The following is a 16,987-nucleotide window of genomic DNA, read 5'->3' as shown; positions in this document are numbered from 1 at the left end:
TGCCTCCCTGTTGTTGATGTTTCGCTTGAAGCATCCTTCTGCAACGAGACTGCTCACGTCGAGCTATGCGGCGATTTCGGTACGCTTGTCTTCGAGGTTGCGCACCAGCACCAGCGCCTCGCCTTGCACCACGATCCGGCCGTCGGCGCCGTGCACGTCGGCAGCAAGATTGACCAGTTCCTTGTCGGCACGCAGCCGCACGATGTGCACCGACGCGGTGAGCGGCTCGCCCACACGCGCGGCAGAACACAGGCGCAGCGCCTGCTTCATCCAGCCGGTCCCGCGCCCGGGCAAGCGCGTGCCAAGCAAGTCGGAAAACATGCCGCCCAGCAGTGGCAGCGGCACGAGCGTGCCGTCGAAGCCACGCGAGCGTGCAAATGCGGTGTCGGTAAAGAACGGATTGCCGTCACCCGACAGCGCGGCGTATTCGTCAATGTCTGGCGTCGTAAAAGCGCGGGTTGTCCGCGCGGACTGACCCACGCGTAAGCGGTACAGCGCAGCATCGCCCGGAGGCTGCACGGCATCTGCGGCAAACATCGAAGCGCGCGAATCCGCCAACCCAGCGGCGGTTGCGTCGAGCAGCACGTGTGCCTGGCCGTGCGCCGTGACCTGCACAGCGGGGTCGCTCAGCGCATCACCGGTGCACTGCAGGCAGCGGACTTGGGTCTCGAGTGCGACGGCTCCCGGGCCCGGCGAGGGCTGCAGCGCCAGTGCTGCCACCACGCCGTCGGCGACAAACGTGGGGCGCGGAAACATCAACGTCTGCGTGATTGGCAACACGGGCTGCGCAAAGCTGCGCGTGATCTGTGCACTCAACAGCGAGAACAGGAACATGCCGTGCGCAACGGTCGCGCCAAAGTGGGTGGTCTTGGCGAACGCGGGATCGCAATGGATCGGATTGTCGTCGTGCGAGAGCGCGGCAAAGCGGTTGAAGTCCAACTGCGTGAGCACGCGCACACTGGAGGGTGGCATGGATGACGCTCCGGATACGTTGAAGGCTCGCAGCCTCAGTGCGCCGCGAACTGCGCACGCAGCTTGTGCTTTTCCACCTTGCCGGACGGCGTGCGTGGCAGCGCGTCGATAAAGCGCACGTGGTGCGGGACCTTGTAGCCAGCCAGCTGCGTCTTGCAGTGGGTGATGACGCTGTCTGCATCGAGCGCGGCGCCGGCGCGTACCACCACCATCGCCACCCCGACCTCGCCCCAACGCGTGTCCGGCGCGCCAATGACTGCGGCCTCGGCAATCGCAGGAAGCTGGAACAGCACGTTCTCCACTTCGGCGGGGTACACGTTTTCGCCGCCAGAGATGAACATGTCCTTCGCGCGATCGACGATGTAGTAATCGCCATCGCTGTCGGTGTAGGCGATGTCGCCGGAGTACAGCCAGCCATCCCGGATGGCTGCGGCGGTGGCCTCGGGCATGTTCCAGTAGCCGGGGGTGATGCCTGGGCCCTTGATCAGCAACTCGCCTCGCTCACCGGGGGCAACGTCATGGCCCAATGGGTCGACCACACGCGTAAGCATCGAGCCGACCGGCTTGCCGATGGTGCCGATCTTGCGGCGCGCCGTGGCTTCATCGCAAACGAACACGGTGGGGCCGGTTTCTGTCATGCCAAAGCCGAAGCAGATGGTCACGCCCTTATCCAGGTACGCCCGCAGCAGCGGTTGCGGCACCGGCGAGCCACCGGCAGCCATACTGCGGACGGTTGAAAAATCCGCCCCCGCAAAACCGGGATGCTGGCTCAGGAACAAGTACACCGACGGCACGGCGAAGAACATCGTAATGCCCTCGCCCGAGCGGCGGTCGAGCTTGTCGAGCGTCACCTGCGCATCGAATTGCCGCAGGATGTGCACCGTGCCGCCCGCGTGCAGCACGGGATTGGCGTACAGGTTCAGCCCGCCCGTATGAAAAAACGGCAGCACGTTGAGGAACACGTCATCGCGCGTGATCTTGTTGGCGAGCATGGCATTGACGGCGTTGAAGAACACCATGCCGTAGGTCTGGATCACACCCTTGGGGCGGCCGGTCGTGCCGGAGGTATAGAGCAGGTGCCAGACGTCGTGCTCGTCGCGGCATGGCATGTCGATGACGTTGCCAGATGCACCGGCCAGCGCAGTCTCGAATTCGATCCAACCCCTCGGGACGTCGATGGGCTGCCCATCTGTGAGATACAGCACACGCACGGGCAGCGCGCGCTGCAAGTCTGCGGCCACGTCGACGAAACCGTCGCCTGCTACAAGCACGTCCGGCGTGCAGTCCTGCAGGATCGGCAGCAGCTCCGGCACCGGCAGGCGCCAGTTCAGGCACACCATCACCATGCCGGCTTTAGCACAGCCGTACAGCATCTCGAAATACGCGGCGCTGTTGTGTGCCAGCACGGCCACCCGCGCTCCGGGCGCCAGCTTCAGCTGTTGTATCAGCACCTCGGCAAACCGGCTCGCCCGTTCGTCGAACTGTCGATAGGTCACGCGGCGGCCGGCGTCGACGTCCACCAACGCCACCTTGTCGGGCGTGTGCTGGGCGTTCTTGTGTAGCCAATCGACGACGATCATATCGGGGGCTCCGTTATGACGCGATCTCGTGTGTGTCGTGGCTGCTCGAGTGACCACGCAGCCGCCCCACCACGCCCTGCGGAAAGTAGTACACGCTCAGGATGAACAGCAGGCCGAGCCACAGCAGCCAGCGATCCGGATGCAGCAGGTTCGAGAGCAGCGGCACGGCGGCGGTCGCATCGCTGGCCAGCTTCATCACGTCCTGCAGATAGGTCTGCGCGAGCAGAAACAGCGTCGTACCGATGACCGAGCCGTACAGCGTGCCCATGCCGCCAATCACCACGATCAGCAGGATGTCGACCATGATCTCGAACGACAGCGAGGTATCGGGCCCGTTGTAGCGCAGCCAGAGCGCCATCAGCACACCAGCCAGCGTCGCAAATACGGCGGACAGTACGGTCGACACAGTGCGGTAGACCACGGTGCGATAGCCGATGGCCTCGGCGCGAAAGTCGTTCTCGCGAATGGCCTGCAGCACGCGTCCGAACGGCGAATTCACCAGCCGCAGCAGCATCAGGAACAACACCACCGCACACACCAGCACGAAGTAGTACGACAGCAACTTGCCGTTAAGCGGCACGCCAAACCATTCGGTATCGCCCAATGCAAAGCCCGGCGTGAACACTTCGGGCACCTTGAAGGTCAGACCGTCCTCACCGCCCGTCCAGTCGGAGAGTTGCGAGACCAGCGTGGCAAACGCCGTGGCCACCGCCAGCGTAATCATGGCAAAGAAGATTGCCCGCACACGCAGCGAGAACAGCCCGATCACAAAAGCCAGCACCGCCGATACCACCACCGCGCCCAGCGTGCCCACTGCCAGCGCACCCCACCCCGGCGCCATGTTGGACATGGCAATCGCCACGCCATAGCCGCCGATGCCGAAGAACATCGTGTGTGCAAACGAGACCACGCCGGTATAGCCGAGCAGCAAGTCGTAGCTCGCAACCAGCACGACGAAGACGCAGATCTTGGCTGCCATGTTGAGCGCCCTCGCGCCCGGAAACACAAACGGCGCGCAAAGCAGCGCCAGCAGGATGACAGCCAGCAACGCGGTCAGCACGCGGCTGCGGGGCAAATCACCAGAAAGCATTCGGATCATGGTGCCGCCCTCCTCAACGCTTGGCCACCGGATACAGACCGTGCGGCCGCCACAGCAGGATCAGCATCATCAGCAGGATGTTCGAGAACAGCGCCACCTTCGGGAACAGGAACCCCGTGTAGTTGGCCATCAGCCCCACCAGCACCGCGCCGATGAAGCAACCGGTGGTCGACCCCAGCCCGCCGATGATGATGACGATGAAGATCAACACATTGACCTGCGCGCCAATCGCCGCCGTGATGTTCTGCTGATACAGCCCCCACAGCACACCGCCCAGGCCCGCCAGCGCCGCCCCCACCACAAACACGCCAATGAACAGCCGGCGGATACGGTAGCCGAGCGACTCCACCATCTCGCGGTTTTCCACCCCGGCGCGGATCAGCAGGCCGACACGCGTGCGGTTGAGCACCAGCAACATCGCCACGAAGATCACCAGCCCCAGCACCACTGCGATGAGACGGAACTTCTCAATGGCCGCATCGCCCAGCAGCACGGCACCACGGAAGGTTGCGGGCACCTGCAGGGCGATCGTCTCGGGGCCCCAGATGGCCTTGATGAGCTGCTCGGCGACGATCATGCCGCCCATGGTGATGAGGATCTGCTTGAGGTGCTGGCCATAGACCGGGCGCACCACCACGCGCTCGAAGAACAGGCCGACCGCGCCAGCTGCCACCACGGCCGCCGCAATGGCCAGTGCAAACACGCCCAGGTTGAGCAGGAGGCTGTCAGCCTCCACCCATGCCTGCATCGGCAACAGCACTGAGGCGGCGACATACGCGCCCAGCGCAATGAACGCGCCGTGCCCGAAATTGAGTACATCCATCAGGCCAAAAACAAGCGTCAGGCCCGACGACACCACGAAGACGATCATGCCCATCGCCAGCCCCGCCACGGTGAGCGTGAGCCATGTCGACGTACTGCCCACCATCGGTAGCGCCGCTAACATCAGCAGTGGCACCAGTACCAGCGGCACCCAGTCGAGCCGGACCTTGGGCAGGTTGGCCGGCGCGGCGGCAGTGCTTGGCAAGGCAGTGGAAGTCGTCATCGGTGTCGGCTCCGCAGAGCTCTGTGGTTCCATGGCAAGGCCGCTCATTGATGCGCCGCCAGTGACAGGCCGAGCAGCCGCTGCTGCAACGCCTCGTCTTCAGCCAGTGCGGCCATGCGGCCGGCGTGCACGATCCTGCCGTTGTCCATCACGGCCACCGTGTCACCAACTGACTTCGCCATGTGAAAGTTCTGTTCCACCAGCAGGATGGAAACATCGGTCTGCTTCAGCTCTCTGAACACGGCGATCATGTTCTGAATGATGGCCGGCGCCAGCCCCTTGGTGGGCTCGTCAACGATCAGCAGCTTGCGCGGCTCGATGATGGCGCGCGCCACCGACAGCATCTGCTTCTGCCCGCCGGACAGCACGCCCGCGCGCTGGTGCCAGAAAATCTTGAGTGCCGGAAACATGCGAAAGACCCACTCGAGCCGTTGCGCGTCGACAGAGCCGCCGCGCGCGGCCAGCCGCATGTTTTCAGCGACGGTCAGATCGGCAAACACCCCCATGTTCTCCGGCACATACGCAATGTCAAGCTGGGCAATGGCCGGCGTGTGCCGCTTCGTGATGTCCACCCCATCGAATTCAAGCTTGCCCGCGCTGGCCTGCCACAAACCCATGATGGTGCGCAGCGTGGTGGTCTTGCCCGCGCCGTTACGGCCGAGCAGCATCGTCACGCCGCCGCGCGGCACCTCAAGATTCACGCCGTGCAAGATGTGATACGGCCCGATATGGGTCTGCACGTCAGCTAGGCGCAAGATCGGTTGGCGCTGGGTATCAGCCATGGGCCACCTCCGCCACGGCTTCCGTTATCACTTCGGCCGTACCCAGATACGCCTGCTGCACGATGGGCGATGCAATCACCTCGGCCGGGTCGCCATCGGCCATCAGCGTACCGTTGTGCAGCACGATGATGCGGTCGGCCAATGAGCGCACCACATCCATCTTGTGTTCCACCAGCAGCACGGTCTTGCTCTTGTCCTGCTTAATCTCGTGGATCAGATCGAGAATCACCGGTACTTCGTCCACGCTCATCCCTGCAGTCGGCTCGTCGAACATGAAGATGCGCGGCTTGAGCGCAAGCAGGATGGCCACCTCCAGCTTGCGCTGGTCCCCGTGCGACAGCGAGGCCACCGGCTGATTGCGCTTGTCGGTCAAGGCCACGCGCTCCAGGCAAGCCAGCGCTTCTTCGCGAATGGCGCGGTGGCTGCTCCACACCGAGAACAGATCCAGCCCGCGATGCTGATGTGCCTGGACGGCCAGCCGCACGTTCTCCAGCACCGGCAAGTTCGGGAACAGGCTCGTGAGCTGGAATGCGCGGCCGATACCGCGACGCGTCTTGGCTGACACTGGCATGCGCGTCACGTCTTCACCATTGAGCAGGATCTGCCCCGCCGTGGGCGGCAACTGTCCGGAGATCAGGTTGAAGTACGTGGTCTTGCCCGCGCCGTTCGGGCCGACGATGCACGTCAGCTCGCCCGGCTGGAACGCGCACGACACGGCGTTGACGGCCACATGACCGCCAAAGCGGATCGTCAGCCCACGCGTCTCCAGCGCGGGCGTGGGGTTGGCATGTTCGCGCATCAGCGGCGATTGCGGATCGGCACGTTCATCTCTTCGGGCTTGATCTCCCGCACCAGCTCGGGCACGCCCCACGCAAACGCCGGATCCACCTTGATCTTGAAGTGGTACATCGACTGCATGGCCTGATGGTCTTCCTTGCGGAAGGTCATCTTGCCCTTGGGCGTGTCGAACGACATGCCCTCCATGGTGGAGATCAGCTTTTCGGTATTGGTGTCACCGCCCGTCTTCTTGAGCGCCTCTACCAATGCAATGCCGGCTGCCATGCCACCCGCCGTAAAGAAGTCGGGCGGGGTCTTGAACTTGGCGTAGTGCGTCGACACCAGCCACTCGTTGACCTTGTTCTTGGGAATGCCAAAGTAGTAGTACGTCGCGCCTTCCATGCCCGGCAGGTTCTTGTAGGCCGTCATGGCTGGCAGGATGTTGCCGCCGCTAGCGATCTCGATGCCGTAGCGCTTCGGGTCCAGGTCGGCAATCTTGAACGGGTTGCCCGCACCCGCCCAGATGATGAAGATGATCTTGCGGCCCGGCTTGTCCTTGAGCGAATCGAACAAGCGCTGTGCGCCGGCGGTGAAGTCGGTGGTGTTGGTCGGCAGGTATTCCTCATGCACGACCTTGGCGTTCTTGAGGGCGCCCTTGAAGGCCTTCACGCCATCGCGGCCGAATGCGTAATCCTGTGCCAGCGTTGCGATCTGCACGCCCGGCTTGTCCAGCGCCACCGCGTTGGCAATCGCATCCTGCGACGAGTTACGGCCTGTGCGGAAGATGTAGCGGTTCCACTTGTCGCCCGTAATCGAATCGGCCACGGCCGGCTCCACCAGCAAGACCTTCTTGTACTCCTCTGCGACCGGCAGCATGGCCAGTGCCGTGCCGGAAGACGTGGGGCCGACGGCAATGTCGGCGCGGTCGTCACTGTACGCAGCGGCCAACTGGGCCTTGGCTACGTCGGGCTTGCCCTGGGTGTCCTTTTCGACCACCACCAGCTTGTTGCCGTTCACGGTCATCGTGCCGCCGGTGGCGTACTCCAAGCCCATCATCAGGCCGGTCTGCGTCTGCTTGGCGTAGGCCTCCAGCGCGCCGGTCTTGTCATAGACGTGGGCGATCTTGATGTCTTTAGCCAATGCGCCGGCAGCTGCCAGCAGGCCGACTGCGAGTGCCAGTACACGGATGGCCGTGCGGTTGCGTTGCATCGTTGTCTCCTTCCTTGAGTGGTTCGGCCCCGCTACATTCTGGGTGGCGGTGGCCGTCTTTCGTCTATGTCGTCATCGCGCCGCGAGCCCGTGCGTGATCAAGTCGTGTGCGGCCGCAACCACCTTGTCCATCGATGCAGGCTTTTCCCACAACGCGTATTGCATGCCGAGAAAATTGCTGATGCCGATCAGGCACCAGGCACGGACCTCGGAGTCGCCCGGCGCAAGCTCGCCCTGCGCCACCGCGTCGTCAAGGCGATGCTTGTACAGATCAGCAAACACCTGGAAGTAGCCGCGATAAATGCTCTCATCCACCGAATACGAATCCAGCACGATGCGGTACAGGTTCTTATGGCGAGAGACGAATGACAGAAACGCCTTCAGGCCCAGTTGTTCCGCTTCCATCTGTGACGTGGCCGCAGCAACATGCTTGCGCAGGTGCGTGCGCACCAGTTGCAGCATGTGCGCCACCAGCGCACGAAACACGTCTTCCTTGTCCTTGAAGTACAGGTAGAACGTGCCCATGGCGACATCGGCCTCCTGCGTGATCTCGGAGATCGATGCGGTGTAGTACCCCTTCTCGCCAAACACCTTCTCAGACGCGCGCAGCAATGCCTCGCGCGTCTTTTGGCCGCGTGCGGTCTTGGGTTGCGTTACGTCGGCTTCTACTTGGGACATCCCTACCTCGCTGCACGGGCATCACCACGAAACTGCGCCCGCAAAACATGATGACTGATTCATGTTTCATGATATAAACGCCAGAATCCGGATGTCAATAGATGACTTTCCCGCACGGCAACGCCGAACCCTGTCCTTTTCGAGGAACTGCCGGTGAATGTTCTGCCCTCGGTGCTCGCTTGCGGCACTCCGCCTGCCTTCGTAGAACACGCCGCTTGCGCGGGCCTCCCTGGCTGGCGCGAGGCTGGCAGCGGACGACCGGTGCTGTTGCTACATGGCTGGTCCGTATCAGGCGAGACGTTTGACGGGCAGCGCGCGCTGACAACGCAGGGCTACCGCCTCATCGCGCCGGACCATGCGGGCCACGGCTTGTCTGCAGCACTACGGCCTTCTGGCGCAACCATCGCCGGGCTTGCGATGGATGTGGCGGCGTTGATACGCCATCTTTCACTCGACGAAGTGATTGTGATCGGCTGGTCAATGGGAGCCATGGTTGCGTGGGAGTTGATGCGTAGCCAACCCGATTTGCCCATCACCATGATCGGCAGCATCGACATGACGCCAAAGCTCGTTACCAGCCCGGACTGGCCACATGGACTGCACGGCCGCTATGACATGTTGCAAGCCAAGCAGATGACCGCCCGGATTCAGCAACGTTGGGAAAGTTTGCACGCGCCCGTGGCCGCGGGCCTATGGGCGAAGGGAGCGCAACCAACTCTGGAGCAGTCATGCAACGTGATACGCATGATGCGCCAGTGTGCGCCGCACACCCTCGCTGCGCTCTGGGAAGATATGGCCAAACAGGACTTTCGCGTGGTGTTGCAAGAGGCACGCTGGCCCCTGTTTCACGTGTACGGCCAGCACAGCCGCCTCTATGCATCGTCCGTATCACGCGCCACGCAGGCACTGCATCCCGCAGCGCGGTTGGCGACGATTTCCGGTGCTGGACACGCGCCCCATCTGGAACATCCGGATCGCACCAACGCAGCGCTGCTGCAAATGCTACTCGCCGTGGATCACAGGAACGGCTCGACAGTGATGTAGACAGAATGCGGCCATGCCTGAAAGAGGCCAGCACCCGCACACCCGCAGTGATACCAAAGGCTCAGCGCGCCAAGGCTTGTGACACCCAACCTCAACAGACCATTGCTAGATTTTGCACGGTCCATGGCGTTAAATTGAGGGGGCCCGACGGACATGTTGCCCTTTTTATTGGCACCGCGACCCTTTATCAATCAAAGGGTTATAAGCCTCCTTTTCAACGGACTTCTTTTTTCCGGATCACTGCGCGCACAGAACGCTCAATGCCGCTCAGCAACGGAACGCCAGCGGCGCGGTATCGCCTCGGTCAATCTCGCGCATGAAGAACAATCGTCACCCGCATGGAAGCAGGTGCGCGGCCTAGACGGCGGCGGGGCGTTGACACCACGTCAACGCCTGGCCCTCGCCTGCACCTTGTGGCCGCCCTCCTCCGTCATGTACTCGGCAGCATCCGCCAGACGGCGGCGCATGCCTTCGGGCGCCGCGGGGCCTGAGGCAATGACAAAGCGCTCGAAGTCCAGCGGCTTGCCACTTTTTGCGTCAACAAGCAGAGGCTCCGCGCGTTTTCGTGTTTCTCTGTCCACAAGCTGCGCACTGATGCCTTCGGGCGCAAAGTGCTTATTCCCCCACGCCAGCAAGGACAGCAGAACAGGCTGGAAATCGTGGCCGCATTCGGTCAACACGTATTCGAAACGCGGCGGTTTCTCCGAATACTGGCGACGCTCCAGCAGCCCCTCTTCGACCAGCCCATTGAGGCGACGTGTCAGCATGTTCGGTGCGATATCCAGATTCTTCTGGAACGTATCGAAGCGCGTCGCCCCATAAAACGCTTCGCGCAGGATCAGAATGCTCCACCACTCACCTACCCGCTCCAGGCTGCGTGCGATCGGGCATGGCATGTCGCGGAAGGTCTTTCTCTGCATGGCGTACTCTCTGGGTAGGTAACTATCGTTATGCTAGCCGAATAGCGGCAACGCAAGTCATCAAAGGGTTTCAATCGCCAGCGCGATGCCTTGCCCACCGCCAATGCAGAGGGTCACGATGCCGCGTTGAATCCCGTCTGCGCGCATCGAATACAGAAGCCGCGCTGTCAAAACGGCTCCGGTCGCACCGATGGGGTGACCATGCGCGATGGCTCCGCCGTCCACATTGATGATGTCCTCCGGCAACCCGAGTTCGGCAGCCACCGCCAGCGGAACGGCCGCGAATGCCTCATTGATTTCGATGCGCTCGACGTCGCCCAGCGTCCACTGCGCACGCTGCAATGCCTGGCGTACCGCGGGCACGGGCCCCAGACCAAACAGGCCCGGCTCGACGGCGCCCACGCCATAAGCCGTCAGCCGCGCCATCGGTACCAAGCCATGGCGCTCGGCAAATGCACGTTCTGCCACCAGCACGGCTGCCGCACCACTGTTGATGCCCGGCGCATTGCCAGCGGTGATGGTGCCGTCCTTGCGAAATGCCGGCTTCAAGCGAGCGAGCCCTTCAAGCGTGGTATCGGGCCGATTCGCCTCATCGACCTTGAATGCAGCCGAACCATTCTTCACCTTCACCGGCACCTCAACGATCTGCTCTACAAACCGCCCTTGTTGCTGCGCGCGGGCAAAGCGGCTTTGCGATCGTTCTGCCCAACGATCCTGCTCTTCTCGGCTCAGCTTGTAGCGGGTGACTAGGTCTTCCGTATGCCAACCGGAATGCTCTGCGGAGAATGCATCCAGCAAGCCGTCCAGCAGCACGCTGTCGTGGAGTGCGGCGTCCCCCATCCGATTGCCCCAACGACCGGATGGCAACAGGTAGGGCGCACGGTCCATGTTCTCCATGCCCCCGGCGATGGCCGCATCAAGGTAGCCGAGCCTGATTTCATCAGCGGCTGTCGCGATGGCCTGGGCACCGGATCCGCACACCCGATTGACGGTCATGGCGGGTACCGATACCGGCAAGCCCGCTCCGATGGCCGCCTGGCGCGCCGGATTCATTTTGTTGCCGGCTTGGATGACGTTACCGAATACGACACTGCCGATCAGGCCGGCATCAACACCTGAGCGCCGCAACGATTCAGCGATCACCACAGCGCCCAGGTCTACTGCCGCCGTGCCTTTCAGTGCGCCATTGAATGCGCCGATGGCCGTACGGACCGGATGGCACAACACAACTTCTCTCGTGTTCATGATTTCTGTCCTCCTAGCTGAAGCCGTAAGAATTGCGTTTAGATGAACCCAGGTTCGCCCCACCGTCGGCACATGAACGGGTCATGGTGAAAGCACCTCGGATTTCGATGGAATGGCGTCGACTTCCAGCAAGGCAATCGCCCGCTCCATCAAGCCTCCGAGGACCATCATTCGTCGGCGCCCCAAAGCCGTGGTCAGCACAGGCGGCAGGCCAGCCGTTCTGGATTCGACCGTTTGGTAAAGCGCGAAGCCCGCATCGCTGAGTTGCAGCAGCGCGTTGCGTCGGTCTTGAGAAGCCCTGTCGGTCATGATCAGCTTTCGAAGCCTGAGCTGGTGGATGACACGCGACAGCGAACCTGCGTCATAGCCGAGCAACCGCGAGAAATGCGTCAGCGTCCCACCCTCGTTCCGCGCCAGTCCCGACAGAACCAGCCATTGCGGCACGCTCAGGCGCTCTCTTTCCAGTTCGAGCTCGAGCGTGCGCCACAAGGCTTTCTTCAAGCGATTCGTCAAGAGCAATATCTCGCGGTCTGCATGCGACGGTGTCGTCTGCACCGACGGATTGCGCCATGTCGTCGATTCGATCGTCATCATGATCTCTAGTGCGCTTGCAGCGCCTTGCCGGCACAGTCATCGCAACCGGCGGCCTGCTGGATCAAGACCATCCGCCACCAAGTGAACGGAAGGCGGCCACCGCGGCGCGGGCATTGTCGGTACGCACACGTGCTTGCTGATCGCGAGCAGCCAGTAACTGGCGATCCTGTTCCAGCACTTCATATAGGCTGACCGCCCCGCCCTTGTATGCCTCTTCAGACGCGTTCCGCGCACGCGCATGTGCGTCGATCTCGGTAGCGAGCTCGCGGCTTTGTACATCCAGTTGGGTCAGTGAGATCAACGCGTCTTCGACATCCTGAGTGGCGCGCAGCATGGACTTGCGATAGTCGGCCAAAGCTTCAGCGTAGGCTCCCTTGGCGTGCGCCACTTCGGCATCCACGCGCCCGAAGTCAAATAGCCTCCAACGCAAACCAGCCACACCTGTCGGCTGGAAGGCCTGTGCGGTGAACAGCTTGCCGACGGACAAACTTTCGAAGCCGAGCAACGCGGAGAGCGACAACTTCGGGTAGTACTCAGCGGTCGCGACGCCGATTCTGGCGTTGGACGCGGCGAGCTTGCGCTCCGCGGCAATCACGTCTGGACGACGCTGCAGCAGATTGGCTGGCCCCTGCGCCAAAGCAATCTGCGGGACAACGATGGAATTGGCGGGTTGATCGAGCTCCGCAGCGTACGTCCCCGGCTGGGCCCCCATCAGTACGTCGAGCCGGTTGAGTTGGGTTTCCAATTCGATCTGGAGCGGCGGGATGGTTACGCGCGTCTGGGCCAGTTGGGCCTCCGCCTCCGCTCGTTCACGTTCCGCGCCAATGCCATCTGCAAGGCGCAGACGGACCAATTCAAGAAGTTGCCGGCTGGTGGTTTCCTGCTGGCGTGCAATCGCGATCCTGTCCTGAGCGCCACGCACACGAAAATAGGCGTCCGCAGCCTCGGCGGCAACCAGGATCCGCACGCCAACGTGGCCGGCTTCCGCCGCCTCCAGTTCCGCATCGGCGGCTTCTGCACCGCGCCTCAGTCCGCCTGCAATGTCGATCTCCCAACTTGCACTGCCCCCTACCGAATACGACGTCTTATCTCGGTCGTATCCCGGCAGCGCGCTTGCAAGACGGCCCAGCGCGCTTTGCGTGGACTGGCGCTGCTTGCTTACGTTGGCACCCACGCTGCCTTCGGGCAGCAACTGTGCCCCCGCGTGGGCTGCGGCGGCGCGTGCCTGGTCGACCCGTGCAATCGAGGCGGCGAGGTCGAGGTTCTGATCCAGAGCACGCTGGATGATCCTCGTGAGCGCCGGATCCTTGAAGCCATCCCACCACGTATCGAGCGAGACCGGTTCGCGCGAAGCGTTCAACGTTTCCAGCGCCGCGGCATGCGGATAAGCAACCGGCATTGCACTCTCCGGCTTGCGGTAATCCGGCCCCACCGCGCAGGCGACAAGACCGCTCGCAATGAACACCAGCGCCGCGGAAGAAGCGGCACGCCGAGCGATAACGCGCGCGCCCCAGGTTGGAAACGATTCCTGATCCATGACGAGTCCTTTCGATGAAAGTGGCATCGCGCTTATTTGCTTGCATGATGATAGTTACTACTCTAGACTAACTTTCATCGTGATAGCAACTTGTTTTTGGCAGGGACCGCTATATGCGCCGCACATCACACAAAGGAACGCTTTGCCCCATCGCACGAGGCATGGAACACGTTGGTGACAGTTGGACCGTGCTGATCCTGAGAGAGGCCTTCTACGGCACAACGCGCTTTGACGACTTCCAAAAGCGGCTGGGCATTGCGCCCAACATGCTGGCTCAGCGTTTGCACAGGCTCGTGCACGACGGCATGCTCGCCCGCCGCCAATACAACAATCACCCTCCGCGCTCCGAATACATCCTCACCGACCTCGGTCGTGAATTCCGGCCTGTCCTGCTGATGCTGATTGCGTGGGGCAACCGGCATTTCTCGCCGGAGGGCGCGATGGTCCAACTCGTGGAGCGCGCGTCCGGACGCGTTGTTCAGCCCCTCGTCGTCGATGCGCTCACCCGCGAGCCCATCACCACTGACGACCACCGTCTCGCACCCGGACCAGCCGCCAGCGAAGCACTCCGCATTCAGCTTGAACGGCATTCGGAAGATGCCCACCCAACCGAACTCGCCCTAACCGAACTCGCCCTTTCGGCGACGGAAGACCTTTGACTCAGGAGAGATGTCATGACCAGCACCGCAACCGCCGAACGCGTCACGTCCGAACCCCCGGCCGTCAAACCGAAGCGCGCCAGGAAACCACTGCTCATCCGCGGAGGCATTGCCCTAGCGGCGCTTGTCGCTCTGGGTTATGGCTATCACTGGTGGACCGATGCGCGATTCGTCCAGAGCACTGACGACGCCTATGTGGGCGGCGACGTGACGTTGATTGCCGCGAAAGTACCCGGCTATATCACCGAGGTTGCCGTAACCGACAACCAGCAAGTCCATGCCGGTGATGTGTTGGTACGCATCGACAACCGCGACTATCGCGCCGCACTGGCGAAGGCAGAGGGGGCCGTGGCGGCCCAGCAGGCACTGCTCGCCAATCTGGACGCGCGCCAGAGTCTGCAGCTAGCAACGATTGCGGAAGCCAAGGCTGCCGCAGCGGCGGTCAACGCAGATACGGTGCGAGCTCACGACGATCAAGTGCGTTACGCCAACCTGGTCGCCAAATCGGCCGTGTCGATCCAGAGTTCGCAGAAGGCCGATGCTGACTACAAGCAATCGGTGGCCAATGGTGAAAGGGCCAAGGCTGGTGTGCTGGCTGCCGAGCGCCAACTGGACGTCATTGCCACGCAAAAACAGCAAGCCCAGGCCGCGCTGGCCCAGGCCATTGCCGAGCGGGACCTCGCCAGCATCAACCTCGGCCACACGGAACTCGTGGCTCCGGTTGACGGCACCATTGGGAACCGGCGGGCACGCGTTGGCGCATTTGCCGCAGGTGGCGGTCAACTGCTGTCGATCGTGCCCTCCAAAGGCCTCTGGATCGACGCGAACTTCAAGGAAGGCCAACTGGCAAAAATGAAGCCCGGGATGCGGGCCACCATCGTCGCCGACGTATTGCCGGGCAAGGTCTTCCATGGTCGCGTTGACAGTCTTTCCCCCGCCACCGGCGCGCAGTTCAGCGTGCTGCCGCCGGAAAACGCCACCGGCAACTTCACCAAGATTGTTCAGCGCGTGCCAGTCCGCATCGTCCTCGATGCGGAAGACGCCAAGCTCGGCGTTCTTCGCCCCGGCCTGTCCGTAGAAGCTGAAATCGATACGCATGCGGTTGAACAGGTGAAATCATGAGTGCCGCCGCAGCCACCGTCCCGGCCTCTACCGCCACGGGTGCGCCCCCGTCGGCCCTTGTGTTGCCCAGCGAATTGCCAATGTCGACCAAGGTCTTCGCATTCGCGACGATGTGCGTGGGGATGTTCATTGCCCTGCTCGACATACAGATCGTTTCGGCATCGCTGCGTGACATTGGCGGCGGCCTCTCTGCCGGGGCCGACGAAACGGTTTGGGTGCAGACTGCCTATCTCATCGCAGAGATCATCGTCATCCCGCTGTCCGGCTGGCTGGCTCGGGTCATGTCAACGCGCTGGCTGTTTGCGGTGTCGGCGGCGGGCTTTACGGCTACGAGCCTGCTCTGCGGCATCGCGTGGAACATTCAGAGCATGATCGCGTTCCGGGCCGCGCAGGGCTTTCTGGGCGGCTCAATGATCCCGATGGTGTTCACCACGGCGTTCGCCTTTTTCGCAGGGCGCCAACGCGTATTGGCTGCGGCAATCATCGGCGGACTCGCCTCCCTCGCTCCGACCCTTGGCCCCACCATCGGCGGCTGGATCACCGACAACTTCTCGTGGCACTGGTTGTTCTTCATCAACCTTGTGCCTGGAATCTTCATCACGATCGCGGTGCCGATGCTGGTGAAGGTGGATAAACCCGACTGGTCCCTGCTGCGTGGCGCTGACTATGTGGGCATGGTGCTCATGGCGCTATTTCTCGGCTGCCTGGAGTACACGCTGGAAGAAGGCCCGCGCTGGGATTGGTTCGGCGACGACACCATCCTGGCGACGGCATGGATTTCAGGCCTCGCAGGGATCGCTTTCCTCTGGCGATCGCTCACCTATGCCAATCCGGTCGTCGATCTACACGCGCTCAAAGACCGCAATTTCGCCCTGGGATGCTTCTTCTCCTTCGTTACCGGCATCGGCATCTTTGCAACGATCTACCTGACGCCCCTCTTTCTGGGCCAGGTGCGCGGCCTCAGCGCCTTGCAAATCGGGCTTGCGATCTTTTCGACGGGCCTGTTCCAGGTGGCATCCATTCCGCTCTATGCGTTCCTGGCAAACCGCGTGGATTTGCGTTGGCTGCTGATGATTGGGCTCAGCCTGTTTGCCGTTTCGATGTGGAATTTCGCGCCAATCACGCATGACTGGGGGGCCGCTGAGCTCATGCTGCCTCAAGCGTTGCGCGGCATGGCGCAGCAATTCGCCGTCGCCCCGACCGTCACGCTCACGTTGGGCAGCTTGCCGCCCGCCAAATTGAAGCTCGCCTCAGGGCTGTTCAATCTGATGCGCAACCTCGGTGGCGCCATCGGTATCGCGGCCTGCGCCACGATCCTCAATGACCGCACCAACCTGCACTTCCTGCGCCTGGCCGAGCACCTGAATATTCGCAACGAGTCGATGGCTACGCTGCTGCAGACAATCAGCGCCAACGCGGTCGCGCTTGGCAATGACATGAGTGGCGCCGACGCCGCAGCCCTCAAGCAATTGTCGGCATTGGTCATGCGAGAGGCACACACGCTGACCTTCTCCGACGCATTCCTTGTGATACTCGTCTGCTTCGCCATTGCCACCCCGATGGTATTGCTGATGCGCAAGGTAGCGCCGCCCGCCGCACCTTCGGCCGACGCTCACTGAAGCTGAACGATGCCTGTTCTCGCACGGCCACGCATTGGAGCCACATAGCATGGACCGCCTTGCCGCAATGAACGCGTTGGCCCGGGTGGTCGAAGCCCGAACATG

Annotated in this window: 16 protein-coding genes; 4 read left to right on the top strand and 12 right to left on the bottom strand. The window is 62.5% G+C overall.

The window, feature by feature from the left end; genetic code table 11:
* Positions 1-63: 63 nt before the first annotated feature.
* The 8 genes from F7R11_RS22820 to F7R11_RS22785 all read right to left on the bottom strand — a co-directional run bounded on the left by F7R11_RS22820 (position 64) and on the right by F7R11_RS22785 (position 8,142).
* Positions 64-972, bottom strand: coding sequence for a MaoC/PaaZ C-terminal domain-containing protein (locus F7R11_RS22820; RefSeq protein WP_064807591.1), 909 nt, complete (start codon positions 970-972; stop codon positions 64-66).
* Positions 973-1,007: 35 nt separating this feature from the next.
* The gene (locus tag F7R11_RS22815) at positions 1,008-2,552 is read right to left on the bottom strand and encodes an acyl-CoA synthetase (RefSeq protein ID WP_064807593.1); all 1,545 of its coding nucleotides are present in this window, start codon (positions 2,550-2,552) and stop codon (positions 1,008-1,010) included.
* Between the two features lie 13 nt (positions 2,553-2,565).
* Positions 2,566-3,651, bottom strand: coding sequence for a branched-chain amino acid ABC transporter permease (locus F7R11_RS22810; RefSeq protein WP_064807595.1), 1,086 nt, complete (start codon positions 3,649-3,651; stop codon positions 2,566-2,568).
* A gap of 13 nt (positions 3,652-3,664) precedes the next feature.
* Positions 3,665-4,696 carry a branched-chain amino acid ABC transporter permease gene (locus F7R11_RS22805; protein ID WP_064809060.1) on the bottom strand — a complete coding sequence of 344 codons (1,032 nt, stop codon included), beginning with the start codon at positions 4,694-4,696 and terminating at the stop codon, positions 3,665-3,667.
* A 44-nt stretch (positions 4,697-4,740) separates the two neighbouring features.
* Positions 4,741-5,478, bottom strand: coding sequence for an ABC transporter ATP-binding protein (locus F7R11_RS22800; protein WP_064807597.1), 738 nt, complete (start codon positions 5,476-5,478; stop codon positions 4,741-4,743).
* Positions 5,471-6,277 (bottom strand): ABC transporter ATP-binding protein, encoded by an 807-nt coding sequence (locus F7R11_RS22795; protein ID WP_064807599.1) that lies wholly within the window; start codon positions 6,275-6,277, stop codon positions 5,471-5,473. Before F7R11_RS22795 ends, F7R11_RS22800 begins: the two co-directional genes overlap by 8 nt.
* Positions 6,277-7,464, bottom strand: a complete 1,188-nt coding sequence (locus tag F7R11_RS22790) for a substrate-binding domain-containing protein (protein ID WP_048931416.1) — start codon at positions 7,462-7,464, stop codon at positions 6,277-6,279. Before F7R11_RS22790 ends, F7R11_RS22795 begins: the two co-directional genes overlap by 1 nt.
* Positions 7,465-7,536: 72 nt before the next feature.
* A complete protein-coding gene (locus tag F7R11_RS22785; protein WP_048931417.1) occupies positions 7,537-8,142 on the bottom strand; it encodes a TetR/AcrR family transcriptional regulator in 606 nt (201 codons plus the stop codon).
* A 261-nt stretch (positions 8,143-8,403) separates the two neighbouring features.
* Between F7R11_RS22785 and F7R11_RS22780 the strand changes: the two genes are divergently transcribed.
* Complete coding sequence (locus tag F7R11_RS22780; RefSeq protein ID WP_231973375.1) at positions 8,404-9,186, top strand: alpha/beta fold hydrolase; 783 nt, start codon at positions 8,404-8,406, stop codon at positions 9,184-9,186.
* Positions 9,187-9,572: 386 nt separating this feature from the next.
* Here F7R11_RS22780 and F7R11_RS22775 read toward each other — a convergent pair whose 3' ends face one another.
* The 4 genes from F7R11_RS22775 to F7R11_RS22760 form a co-directional block, all read right to left on the bottom strand.
* On the bottom strand, positions 9,573-10,106 hold the full coding sequence (locus tag F7R11_RS22775) for a winged helix-turn-helix transcriptional regulator (RefSeq protein WP_064807601.1): 534 nt from the start codon (positions 10,104-10,106) through the stop codon (positions 9,573-9,575).
* A gap of 60 nt (positions 10,107-10,166) precedes the next feature.
* A complete protein-coding gene (locus F7R11_RS22770; RefSeq protein WP_064807603.1) occupies positions 10,167-11,351 on the bottom strand; it encodes a thiolase family protein in 1,185 nt (394 codons plus the stop codon).
* A gap of 81 nt (positions 11,352-11,432) precedes the next feature.
* Complete coding sequence (locus F7R11_RS22765) at positions 11,433-11,945, bottom strand: MarR family winged helix-turn-helix transcriptional regulator (protein ID WP_064807606.1); 513 nt, start codon at positions 11,943-11,945, stop codon at positions 11,433-11,435.
* A gap of 61 nt (positions 11,946-12,006) precedes the next feature.
* The gene (locus F7R11_RS22760) at positions 12,007-13,482 is read right to left on the bottom strand and encodes an efflux transporter outer membrane subunit (protein WP_082932928.1); all 1,476 of its coding nucleotides are present in this window, start codon (positions 13,480-13,482) and stop codon (positions 12,007-12,009) included.
* Between the two features lie 161 nt (positions 13,483-13,643).
* Here F7R11_RS22760 and F7R11_RS22755 point away from each other — a divergent pair, with 161 nt between their 5' ends.
* Genes F7R11_RS22755 through F7R11_RS22745 form a run of 3 tightly spaced genes read left to right on the top strand, consistent with a single transcriptional unit; the run spans position 13,644 to position 16,882 of the window.
* Complete coding sequence (locus F7R11_RS22755) at positions 13,644-14,141, top strand: winged helix-turn-helix transcriptional regulator (protein WP_064807608.1); 498 nt, start codon at positions 13,644-13,646, stop codon at positions 14,139-14,141.
* A gap of 15 nt (positions 14,142-14,156) precedes the next feature.
* Positions 14,157-15,263: an HlyD family secretion protein gene (locus F7R11_RS22750; protein WP_064807610.1), complete on the top strand. Its 1,107-nt coding sequence runs from the start codon at positions 14,157-14,159 to the stop codon at positions 15,261-15,263.
* On the top strand, positions 15,260-16,882 hold the full coding sequence (locus F7R11_RS22745) for a DHA2 family efflux MFS transporter permease subunit (RefSeq protein WP_064807612.1): 1,623 nt from the start codon (positions 15,260-15,262) through the stop codon (positions 16,880-16,882). The genes F7R11_RS22750 and F7R11_RS22745 overlap by 4 nt, the downstream gene beginning before the upstream one ends.
* The last annotated feature ends 105 nt before the right edge of the window (positions 16,883-16,987 follow it).

It is taken from the genome of Ralstonia insidiosa (assembly GCF_008801405.1).
GTDB classification, from domain to species: domain Bacteria; phylum Pseudomonadota; class Gammaproteobacteria; order Burkholderiales; family Burkholderiaceae; genus Ralstonia; species Ralstonia insidiosa.
The sequence above is the reverse complement of the archived record's forward strand: the minus strand, read 5'-3'. Positions and strand labels throughout refer to the sequence as shown.